Source organism: Bacillus sp. AFS037270, from assembly GCF_002585305.1.
In genome coordinates, this window is the sequence record NZ_NUNF01000014.1 from 351,798 (window position 1) to 363,121 (window position 11,324).

Below are 11,324 nucleotides of genomic sequence, written 5' to 3' on the forward strand. Positions count from 1 at the left end.
AGATGTTGCACTTCCGATCGTTTATTATACCAGCTCTTATGGCTGGAGCCGCATTGTTTTTGCCAAACCAAGCATCTGCCGAGAAGCCTGAGCCAAGTGAACAAGCTAGTTCACATTTGGTGGAAGCGCAGTCTTCTTTGAAAAAAGCAGAGAATGTTGTAACCAAGGTCGACGTGCCTTCGAAACCACAACAGGCAAAACCTACAGTGGAAAAAAAGCCTGAGGTCACTGTACCCTCTAGTAAAGCACAAACTCCGGCTGTCCAACGTGGGCTGAAACAAGCGGTCACTAAAAAAACAACCGCAGTACCCAAATCATTGCCTGCTCAGGCAAAAGGAAATGGAAATGGAAATGGGCATTCTGCGATAAAGCAGAATGAAAAGCCCGCTGTTGTTCCCACCGTTCAGGTCAAAAAAAGTGAGCCTGAAGCGAAAAAAGCTTCTACACCGACTGATGCCGAAGTGGTAAAAAGAACAACCGTTCCAAATGAGCCTGTTCCAGTCGAGTTCAAGGCTAAGAAGTTTGAGCGTATGGAACCGGTTGTACCGGTGAAGCCGGATAAGGACAAGGTCCCTGCTGAAAAGGAAGAACTTCCAACAGTAGACCAGACCCTTAACCAAACTCAGCGCTCTAGCGGTTTAGGCGGCGGCCAGTCTAATGACCGTGTTAGCCAAAGTTTACATACAATTAGCTTTTTAGAAAAATGGTTTGAGTGGAATAAGGACTATGAGATCAAGCTTGTCCAGCCATTCCTTTCCCGGTATGCCCTAAAGCATCACCAATGGGTAAATGCACCGCCAGCACCACCACCGCAAACAGCTCCTTTTTATAAAACTGTTACCCGCAGCTAAAGCCTACGGAACACACAAATAAAAGGAGCGAATTTTAAAATGAAACATTATTTAAACCCTAATAAAGTAATGAAATCTTTTGTATTAGCAGGTGCATTGTCATTTGGAGTTTTTGCTGGAGGTCACTTTACACTGGCTGCTGGATTAGAGCATGGAAAAGCAGGACAAAATGCAAAAGTGAAAGTTGAAAATGTGGAAAAGCATGTTAATAAGCCTGCTGTTTCTGTAAAGCCAGTTGTAAAAGAAGTTAAGGTTCAGCCTAAAGCTGAAAAAGTAGTTAAGTCTCAAGCAAGCGTTCATGCAAGCGAGACAGCAAAAGAGCATGCGAATAAAGAACACTCTGCTATTTTTAAAACACCTACCAAAACTGAAGAGGCTGTAACTGAAGAAGTTCCAGTTCAAAAACCTGTAGTGGAAGAGAAGGCAGAAGCTCAAACAACTGAACCTGTTGAAGCAACTGAGGTTGAAAAAGAAGAAGTTAAAGCCGAAACTCCTAAAACAGAAGATGAAGTGTCTGTGAAAGAGGATGAAAAGTCAACTGAAGTGGAAGCTGATCAAACAGTGAAATCCGAGGAAAAAGATGATGACGCTAGCGCAGTAAAAACTGAAGAAAAAGATGACGATGCAGATAAGGATGCTGATTCTAAGAAAGCCGTGAAAGACCAAACAGCTGTGGTAAAAACGAAAGACGAAGAAGAAGCAGAGGCAACTTTGGAAGATGTTGAAAAAGAAGACGTAGAATCAACTTTAGAAGACGTTGAAAAAGAAGATGTAGAGTCAACTTTAGAAGATGTTGAAAAAGAAGCTAAGGTAAAACCTTCTGCTGCAAAAAAAGCAAAATCTCAAGCAAGTGCGCATGCAAGTGCATCAGCGTGGGAGCATGCAAATAAAGAACACTCTGCTATCTTTGCTAATGGCGAAGTTTCTGAAGAGCAGCCTGCTGTTGAAGTAGAAGCAGACGATGAAGCAGTAGTAGCTCCAGAAGTAAAAGATGAAGATCAAGTAGCTGTTGAAGAAAAAGCTGAAGCAACTGAAGTAGAAGCAGATGATGAAGCAGTAGTAGCTCCAGAAGTGAAAGATGAAGATCAAGTAGCTGTTAAAGAAAAAACTGAAGCAACTGAAGTAGAAGCAGATGATGAAGCGGTAGTAGCTCCAGAAGTGAAAGACGAAGATCAAGTAGCTGTTGAAGAAAAAGCTGAAGCAACTGAAGTAGAAGCAGACGATGAAGCAGTAGTAACTCCAGAAGTGAAAGACGAAGATCAAGTCACTACTGAAGAAAAGACTGAAGCAACCGAAGTAGAAGCGGATGATACAGCAGTGGTAACTTCTGAAGTTGATGCAGAAGATCAAACTGTAACAGAAGAGAATGCCGAAGAAACTGAAGCTGTTGTAACAGAAGCTGCAGTAGCAGCTGAAAAGTAAGCACATCTGTAGCAAACTAAGTAAAATCTCAGGCTATTAAAGCTAGCGAACAAGCAAAAAAACACGCAGCAGTAAATTCAGCTGTAAAAGCGGTTGTGCCTGAGGATGTTGCAGTTGAGGATACATCTGTTGAAGCTGATACTCAAGAATAATTTTACGGTTTAAATTTATAAGCTAAAGAGTCCCTTTCGTTCATACGGAAGGGGCTTTATTTTTTTGGTGAATGACAAAATAGTTTAGAGCTGCAAGGAAACTGTCCTTCATCTTGGCTATGAAGGACAAAAAATAGAAGGAGCTAAAAGGAAACTGTCCTTCACTCACTACTCCATACATATAAAGTTATTAGAGTAATTCCGATTTAAACAAAATAAAATAAGTAACGATCCTATTGGTAAGAATAAACAATAGAAAGGGGAATATCGATGTTAGATTTAACTATTAGCTGGCAAGGTAAAATGGCCTTTGCAGGAACGACCCCCTCAGGCCATGAGATCAAACTGGATGCTGCACCGGAGGTCGGTGGAGAAAATACGGGAGCAAGACCAACCGAGCTGCTCCTCCAGGCTGTTGCTGGATGTACCGGAATGGATATTATCTCAATTCTGCATAAAATGCGCCTTGAGCCCAGCTCCTTTCAAATAGATGTGGAAGGCGAGCGGGCGGAGGAACACCCAAAACGATTTACCAACATCAACCTCCATTATGCCTTAGACGGTGACTTACCTGAAGACAAAGTCATTCGTGCGATTCAATTGTCAAAAGACAAATACTGCTCCGTCTCCCATACCTTAAATGCCGAAATCACTGTCAGCTACTCCATAAATGGGGTTAAAGGGGAAAAGACAATATGATCATGGGGACGGTTCTCCTGCTTCCAAAGCAGGAGAACTTTCCCCATGATTTTTTTAAAAATAATTATTGACGTCCCACATGAAAGCGGTTATATTTAATACATAATCATAACGTCATATAACGTTATAATAAAAGGAGAGAATAAGATGAACCCAGTAAACGTAATTAACACGATTAATTCTCAAACAGAACAAGGGATTACCGAAGTATATTTAGTAGCTTGCGGTGGATCGTTGGTGGATATGTATCCATCTAAATACTTCCTTGAAAGCGAAGCTAGAAAAATTGTAACAGGGCTTTACACAGCTAATGAGTTTGTTCATGCGACACCAAAAAGACTAAACAAAGATTCCCTTGTAATCGTATGTTCCCACGGCGGAAATACACCAGAATCGGTTGAAGCTGCAAAAGTAGCAAAAGAGCACGGTGCACATACCATTGGTTTAACGCATAACAATGAAGCAGCATTATTAAGCTATTCTGATCATGCCTTTGTCTATGAGTGGGGCGCAGACACGGATGTGAAAAATAACCCAATGGCCATCATCTTAGAACTAGTAGTGGAGACCCTTCATGTTACAGAAGGATATGCCCACTATGAAGCATTCCAAAACGGAATCGGAAAAATCAACGGAATCATTAAAAAAGGTGAACAACAAGTAGCCGAAAGAACGAAGGAATTTGCAGATAAGTACAAAGATGAAGAGTTATTTTATATCTTATCAAGCGGTGCGTCTTACGGACATGCTTATGGATTCTCGATTTGTTCTCTAATGGAAATGCAATGGCTGAATGCTGCATCGATCCATTCAGGTGAGTACTTCCACGGACCATTTGAAGTAACCGACAAAGAAACTCCATTTATCTTATTAATGAACGAAGGCCGCACACGTGCATTGGATGAAAGGGCAAAAACATTCCTCGGGCAGTACGCTGAAAAAGTAGAAGTAGTCGATGCGAAAGAATTAGGAATCAATACAATTGCCGATGAAGTAGTAGAGTTCTTTAACCCGATTCTTTTCTACAGCATTATGTGTGTCTATCGTGCCGCATTAGCTGATGTTCGGAATCATCCATTAGAAACTCGCCGTTATATGGGGAAAGTATCTTACTAAAATCGAGGGTGAATAATATGATGAAGGTTTTAGGTATTGGTGATAATGTCGTAGATAAATATGTTCATATTAAAACCATGTATCCAGGGGGAAATGCAGTAAACTTTAGTGTATTTGCCAAAAAATTAGGGGTGGAAGCAGCCTTTCTTGGAACATTTGGTGACGATAAAGAAGCGGAACATGTCGAAAATGTATTAAAGGAATTAGAAATTGATTTATCCCATTGCCGTCACTTTCGCGGTGAAAACGGCTGTGCCCGAGTTACACTAGAGGATGGGGACCGAGTTTTCTTAGGAAGCAATTCAGGCGGAGTGACACGAGAAAACCCATTCCAGCTAACGGAAGAGGATATCGAGTATATCAAAGGATTTTCCATCATGCATACTGGATTGTACAGCCATACCGGACATATCATAGAAGAATTAAGCACCCTAGGTGTACCGCTGTCCTTTGATTTTTCGGATGATTTTCAGCAAGAAGAAATCGACCGAAATATCTCTTATGTGGATTATGCGTTCTTCTCCTGCAGCCACCTCACACATGAGGAAACAGAGCAATTTTTAAAAGCAAATCGTAAGAAAGACGGGCAAATCTTAGTCGCCACTCGCGGCAGTGACCCGGCCATTGCCTTTGATGGTAAGGAGTACTATTATCAAACACCGGACTTCGTAAAGGCCGTCGATACGATGGGCGCAGGGGATTCATTCATTACCGCTTTTTTACTTCACTTTTTAAAAAGTAATGATATAGCCGCATCTATGATGGAAGCCGCTGCCTTTGCTGCGAAAAGTTGTTTGGTAGAAGGCTCGTTTGGGTACGGTGTTCCATATTAATTCCTTGTGGTATAGTAAAACCTTTGCTGCTCTTCTGTTATAATGGTGATATAACGTTATAAACAAGCGGAGGTAAACCATGTTAAACGCAGAAAACCAAGAACCATTATATTTACAATTAAAAAAGGCGATCCAGGCCGCCATTTTAAATGATACGTACCAGCAGGGCGAAAAAATCCCGCCGGAACCTGAATTAAGTGAGCAGTACAATGTCAGCCGGATTACTGTAAGGAAAGCGGTTGAAGAGCTGGTTAAGGAAGGATACTTAATTAAACAGCAGGGGAAAGGTACCTTCGTTCATCTGCCAAAAATCGATCGTAAAATTGAGCACGTCATGGGGTTTACTGCGGCTTGTGAGGCCAATGGGTTCACTTCTCATAGTGAGGTTACGAAAAAGGAAGTTATCCAAGTGGATGCCGACCTTCGAGAGGCTTTACAGCTGGAGAAGGATGAACAAGTGATTTACATCCAAAGGAAGAGATACGCAGGAGATAGTCCCTTAATGCTCGAGAATAACTATTATCCTTATCATCGCTATTCATTTTTATTAGATGAAACGTTGACTGGGTCACTCTATGAATTGTTAAGAGAGAAGTATGACATTCATCCAGATCAATCTGGTAAAACAACCCTTGAATTAGTGTTAGCGGATGAGGAACAGGCTCAACTTTTAGAAACAAGTATTGGAAAGCCGTTGTTTTATATGAAAACGCTTATATATGATCAACAGGGACGACCTGTGCATGTAGGGAAGCAGTATATCATCGGTGACCGCTATCAATTTACTTTATAGTAAATTTGATAGATTTCCCCTTAGTTATGACGTTTTGTATCGTTATGAATAAGGGGATGTCAAAAATAATAAATGACACCGGAATCATTTTGCAGACCGGTGCGATTGACAGAGGATTGATTGCGCTCGCAAGGCGGATGAAAAATAAAGGAATCTTGGTTATCCCTATCTCTATGATTATCTTCAGTTTGGGCGGCTCTACATTCGGGATGAGTGAAGAAACGATTCCCCTTTGCGCCATCTTTATTTCATTGATGTTTGTTTTAAAATTTGATTCAATTACGGCAATTTTAATTTTATTTTTAGGAAACGCGGAGGAGAATCCTCTTCATTTCAATGGAGAGATGATAGTCCGCCCTCTTGAATAAACAACCTGCGAATTTATTTCTACCATATTTCATTACTATATGTTGTTAACTATAACTTGTAAAACTCGCAATTATAGGCTGTTTTTGTTATACTATATGTATGAATAAGTCCAATATTAAACATGCCCGTACTTGTGTATATAATGTCAACTATCACATCGTTTGGTCAGTAAAATATCGAAAGAAGGTACTGACAGCTGAACTTGAAAATTACCTAAAGGATTTATTTCAAGAAATCGGAAAGGAGAAAGGGTTTGAAGTGGTTTTGGCAGAAGTGGGTGAAGGAGACCACATCCATCTATTCGCGTCTGCTCATCCAAAAGTGGCTCCATCATATATTGTTAAAATGCTAAAAGGGATTTCTGCACGCAAGCTGTTCATGAAGTTTCCTGAACTGAAAAATGATTTGTGGGGCGGACACCTTTGGAATGGCAGTTTTTATCTTGAAACTGTTGGATCCATTTCTGAAGATGCCATCAAAAAGTATATCGAAAACCAAAAGAAAGGCGGTTAGTCATAATGATGCGTACCTATAAATTTCGCATCGAACCGACGAAAGATCAGCGGCAAAAAATCGATAAAACACTTCTGTATTGTAGAAGGCTTTATAACGCTTGTTTGGAACAGCGGATTATCGTTTATAAAATGCATAAAAGGAATGGAATTTCCCTCTCTTATTACACACAAAAGAAAGAATTGCCTCCATTGAAAACAGCTTGCCCAGAATATAAAACCGTCCATTCACAAGTTCTCCAAAATGTAGTCGAGCGTCTTGATAAAGCCTTTCAGTCTTTTTTTCAAAGAATCATAAAAGGGGAAAAGAAACCAGGTTTTCCCCGCTTCAAAGGTTCCAACCGTTATCATAGCTTCACTTACCCTCAAAGCGGTTTCTCTCTTAATGGAAACTATATGAAACTATCCAAAATCGGGAATATTCGGATCAAACTCCATCGCCAGGTAACTGGAAAAATCAAAACCTGTACAGTTGTATGTAAAAACGGTAAATATTTTGTTTGTCTATCCTGTGAGGAACAACCGCAGGAGTGTCTAGAACATACAAAAATGGTAGGAGTGGACCTGGGAATTAAGAATTTGGCTACGACATCAGATGGTCATTTCTTTCCCTCTCCCAAATTTTTAAGAAAGTCTGAACGCCAATTGAAACGCCTGCAGCGAATCGTATCTAAACGTAAAAAAGGCTCGAACCGCCGGAAAAAAACAGTTACGTTATTGGCCAAAAAGCATGAATATATAGCGAACCAGTGAAAGAATAATTCCCATCAAGTAAGCAGACAATTGGTAAATCAATATGATGTAATTGCATTTGAAAATTTGAAAATCAAGAATATGTTAAAAAATCACCATTTGGCCAAAAGCATTGGTGATGCAGGTTGGAATCAACTGATCAACTATACGACTTACAAGGCTGAAAGTGCTGGTAAGCGTGTCGTGTTGGTGGATCCCAAAAACACAAGCCAGGAATGTTCCAACTGTCATGAAATGGTGAACAAGCCATTGGCTGTCCGGGTTCATGACTGCCCTTTTTGCGGTCTCAAATGTGACAGGGATGTAAACGCAAGCATCAACATACTCCATCGAGCAATAGAATTATTATCTTAAAATGTATTGGGCTAGGAACTAGCCTTCGTGGAGAGGACGGCAATGGCCAACTCAATGAAACGAGAAGCTCTCCAATTAATTGGAGAGAGGTTCACTTCTTGCGGAAAACGGCATGATCATCGATAAGATTCTAAATTCACTTGCCAATATGATGGAAGGTCTGCCGAAGTTTGCATTTACGACAATTATGCTCATTGCTCATAATGTAATTACCTTCTTTGTTCCGTCTTCATCTGATGAGGCAGCTTTAACGATGCCGGTAATGGCGCCATTAGCAGAGTTGGTCGGCATTAATCGGGAAGCAGCGGTAACAGCTTATCAATTCGGCAATGGGTTAACGAATCTTATCTCCCCAACCGGTGGAGTGCTTCTAGCAGGCTTAGCGATTGCACGGATCAGTTTTGGACAATGGATCAAATTAATTATGAAGTTGTTCCCAATATTATGGGTAATTTCAGCTGTATTTGCAGCCATTTCCGCTTATGTTGGGATGTAATAAAAGCATGGGGACGGTTCTTCTGCTTCCGAAGAAGGAGAATCGTCCCTTTATTTATATTATTTTTGTATAATTATAGGAATTTATAGTTCTTTAAAACTAGATAATTATAACTAGTATTTTTATAAAACTTCTGAGCAGTTTTGTTGAGATTTATTTTATTTTTATATATTATTAATTCGAGATAATCATTTTCAAGAATATAAAAAAGGAGATTTAATATAAATGAATATATTAGTAGTAAAAGCAAACAACCGTCCAGCTTCAGAAGCTGTTTCAAGCAAAATGTATGAGACTTTCATGGAGAACCTTGAAGGTGTGAATGTCACCACTTATGATGTATTTGCCGAAGATATGCCATATTTTGGCCAAGATTTATTCAACGCTTTTGGTAAATTACAATCAGGCGAAGAGTTAACAGATCTAGAACAACGTATCTTAGCAGCTAAACAAAAAGCTATGGATGCTCTATCAGCAGCTGACGTCGTTGTATTTGCTTTCCCGCTATGGAACTTAACAATTCCAGCTAAATTGCATACATTCTTCGATTATGTAGCTGGAGCAGGTTTCACTTTCAAATACACTGAAGCTGGTGTAGTCGGCTTGATGTCTGACAAAAAGGCTGTTATCCTAACTGCTCGCGGCGGTATTTACTCAACACCTGAAGCAGCTCCAATGGAAATGGCAGCTACTTATATTAAAAATATGGTAGGCGGCTTATTCGGAATGGAGATTGCTGATGAAGTGATCATTGAAGGTCACAATGCAGCTCCTGAACAAGCACAAACGATCATTGCTGAAGGATTAGCTAAAGTCGCAGAAGTAGCAAAGCGTTTCTCTGCTGTTAAAGCTTAATAGTTGGCAATATGATATAGAAGAGAGTAAAGAAGAATAGACTTATTTAACACCAAGTTATTAGATCCCACTGCCGTCGCACAAATGGTCACGGAATATTCTGCTTTTATAATGGATTTGGATGGATTACTGCCTCCAATCCATTATAAAGGATTTTTTTATGGAAAAGACAGATAGAGGCTCACAACCTTTCTTCTGAACTCCGTCAATTACAAGACCATTTAGCCATCGTTCCATCTTATTCAAAGCTCGCTTATCCCTGGGATAATGCAGTAATAGAACCTTTTTTCAAATATATGAAGAACTGAATCGTAAAAAATTTACTTCGTTAAAAGAAGTAAAACTGGCTTGTTTCGAATATATTGAAGGGTTTTATAATCCTAGAAGACCTCATTCTGCCATTGGCATGCTTTCTCCAAACTTAAAAGAAGACATTTTCTGGCAGTCTTCCTAAAGAAACATTCCTTTTTTCTGTCTACTTTATTGGCATTTATCCAAATATGGGAAACACTATAAAAAGAGGCACTTCCATCGCTAGGAAGCACCCAAAAATTAAATGACAAACGAAATAATTCAAGTGTCCGACTTGCAATTGAAACTTTGGAACAAAAACTACCACAAAAACATAGTTGAATATATTATTTATGCTCCTGGCGTTGGAGTGGCTCTGAATGCATTTACAGTCTTGTCCATAACAACCTGTGCATCACTTCCCGAATCAAGAATCGTATTTTGAAGCGATTCTTTTTCTACCAATACTGTTGTTACGGTAAGCGGCTCTGATGCTTCGGTAGTCAACAAAGCGTCTACTTGCGCAGAGAAACAAGAATCACTTATCTTGGCATGAACCTCCGTGGCAACAACATGATTATTAGAAATATAATTTTCATTACCCGAAACAATACGTATGATTACAGGTGTTGCACCTTCCGGCTTGATGTTCTGAGTATTAATTACTTCAGAAAAGTGATTAGCAATTACAGAATTATTATTGCCACTGATATAGAGGAGACCATACAAATCATCTAAACCATTGTCTATTCCCACAAAAGGAGTCCAAGGTTCATGGTCACGTAAAAAGTGATTTGAAGAAACCAAGTTTTCCGAACAATTTTCCCTGAATACCACCATTCCTGGATAAAATGAATGAAGTCTATTATTTGTGATACTGGAACGTGTCACACCATCAAAATAGATACTGCTCGCACCTCGTGGAAAAACATTATTCGCTGTAATCAAAAGTCCACCAAAATTTTGAGCGTAAATTGAATATCCTTTAAAACCGGCTCCTATCAAGTTATCGGTTATTTTTGAAGCCTGTCCCCAACCTCGTAGTTCTATACAGTTACCACATTCAGCTATGAAATTATCATGTATAGTCAGTGCATCTGCATGATAAATAGTAATTCCATGCTCTAAATACACAAACCCCATGCCTGTAATCCGAAATGAGTCACAAGCACTTGCAACATAAATACCCGTTTTCCCGTTAGTGTATGTGTTTTCCGGATTTGTTTCTCCTGAACCATCTTCAATAAAATGCAAACCATCAATACAAAAGTCAGAAAACTCTACAGAACTTATTCGGGGATTTCCACTTCGTTCAACATAAAATGCAGCTCCTTTATATTCCTCGTCATTTACTTCTAGGGGAATATCTACGAGTATGCGACTTCCTCCCGGCCACAATTCATGCAAATCCACCCATTCATTCTCAGAAGTATTAAAACGAATACTCGAAGATGTAAACCCGTGTCCAGAACCCATAATTTTAAGATAACTGATGTCTATAACTACTTGACTGCCAAGATGATAATCTCCCGGTGGAATATAGATAACCGCACCCGGCTTTCCGCCTTTATTCACATCAGTGTCCGTTTGCCTACTTTTAATATCTGCTATAATGCTATTGATTACCTCACCAATATCCTCATACGGATTACCGACAGGCCACTCTGTTACGTCGTAATAATTTTTACTAGCCATAAATAAATTCTCCTATCAATTTAGTGTGTTTGTTCATAAACTACTTTTTCCTTGATATAGTCAAATTTCGTTCACCGCGGTTTATTTTCAAAAAGCCGTGATTATCATTCCCAACATAGATGGCATTAATATA

General features: G+C 39.6%; 12 protein-coding genes and 1 pseudogene. 12 read left to right on the forward strand and 1 reads right to left on the reverse strand.

The window, feature by feature from the left end:
• Positions 1–5 precede the first annotated feature (5 nt).
• From COD92_RS08310 to COD92_RS33300, 12 genes and pseudogenes are all read left to right on the forward strand, one after another.
• Positions 6–851 carry a hypothetical protein gene (locus COD92_RS08310; RefSeq protein ID WP_098996164.1) on the forward strand — a complete coding sequence of 282 codons (846 nt, stop codon included), beginning with the start codon at positions 6–8 and terminating at the stop codon, positions 849–851.
• A gap of 39 nt (positions 852–890) precedes the next feature.
• Positions 891–2,273: a hypothetical protein gene (locus COD92_RS08315; protein WP_098996165.1), complete on the forward strand. Its 1,383-nt coding sequence runs from the start codon at positions 891–893 to the stop codon at positions 2,271–2,273.
• A gap of 422 nt (positions 2,274–2,695) precedes the next feature.
• On the forward strand, positions 2,696–3,124 hold the full coding sequence (locus COD92_RS08320; protein ID WP_098531339.1) for an OsmC family protein: 429 nt from the start codon (positions 2,696–2,698) through the stop codon (positions 3,122–3,124).
• A gap of 147 nt (positions 3,125–3,271) precedes the next feature.
• Entirely contained in the window at positions 3,272–4,240 is a 969-nt protein-coding gene (locus COD92_RS08325) for an SIS domain-containing protein (RefSeq protein WP_098996166.1), read from the forward strand.
• A gap of 17 nt (positions 4,241–4,257) precedes the next feature.
• Positions 4,258–5,073, forward strand: a complete 816-nt coding sequence (locus COD92_RS08330; protein ID WP_255286696.1) for a fructoselysine 6-kinase — start codon at positions 4,258–4,260, stop codon at positions 5,071–5,073.
• 79 nt (positions 5,074–5,152) lie between these two features.
• Positions 5,153–5,866: a GntR family transcriptional regulator gene (locus COD92_RS08335; RefSeq protein ID WP_098996167.1), complete on the forward strand. Its 714-nt coding sequence runs from the start codon at positions 5,153–5,155 to the stop codon at positions 5,864–5,866.
• 56 nt (positions 5,867–5,922) lie between these two features.
• Positions 5,923–6,234 carry a hypothetical protein gene (locus COD92_RS08340; RefSeq protein WP_255286697.1) on the forward strand — a complete coding sequence of 104 codons (312 nt, stop codon included), beginning with the start codon at positions 5,923–5,925 and terminating at the stop codon, positions 6,232–6,234.
• Positions 6,235–6,334: 100 nt separating this feature from the next.
• The gene (gene tnpA, locus COD92_RS08345) at positions 6,335–6,748 is read left to right on the forward strand and encodes an IS200/IS605 family transposase (protein ID WP_098531342.1); all 414 of its coding nucleotides are present in this window, start codon (positions 6,335–6,337) and stop codon (positions 6,746–6,748) included.
• Positions 6,749–6,756: 8 nt separating this feature from the next.
• A pseudogene (locus COD92_RS08350) lies at positions 6,757–7,854 on the forward strand (RNA-guided endonuclease InsQ/TnpB family protein).
• Between the two features lie 79 nt (positions 7,855–7,933).
• On the forward strand, positions 7,934–8,350 hold the full coding sequence (locus tag COD92_RS08355; protein WP_255295260.1) for a TIGR00366 family protein: 417 nt from the start codon (positions 7,934–7,936) through the stop codon (positions 8,348–8,350).
• A gap of 225 nt (positions 8,351–8,575) precedes the next feature.
• Positions 8,576–9,205, forward strand: coding sequence for an FMN-dependent NADH-azoreductase (locus COD92_RS08360; RefSeq protein WP_098531344.1), 630 nt, complete (start codon positions 8,576–8,578; stop codon positions 9,203–9,205).
• Positions 9,206–9,497: 292 nt separating this feature from the next.
• Positions 9,498–9,659: an integrase core domain-containing protein gene (locus COD92_RS33300; protein WP_098531399.1), complete on the forward strand. Its 162-nt coding sequence runs from the start codon at positions 9,498–9,500 to the stop codon at positions 9,657–9,659.
• Between the two features lie 188 nt (positions 9,660–9,847).
• Here the strand turns inward: COD92_RS33300 and COD92_RS08370 are convergent, their stop codons facing one another.
• Positions 9,848–11,191, reverse strand: a complete 1,344-nt coding sequence (locus COD92_RS08370; RefSeq protein WP_098996168.1) for a NosD domain-containing protein — start codon at positions 11,189–11,191, stop codon at positions 9,848–9,850.
• Positions 11,192–11,324 lie beyond the last annotated feature (133 nt).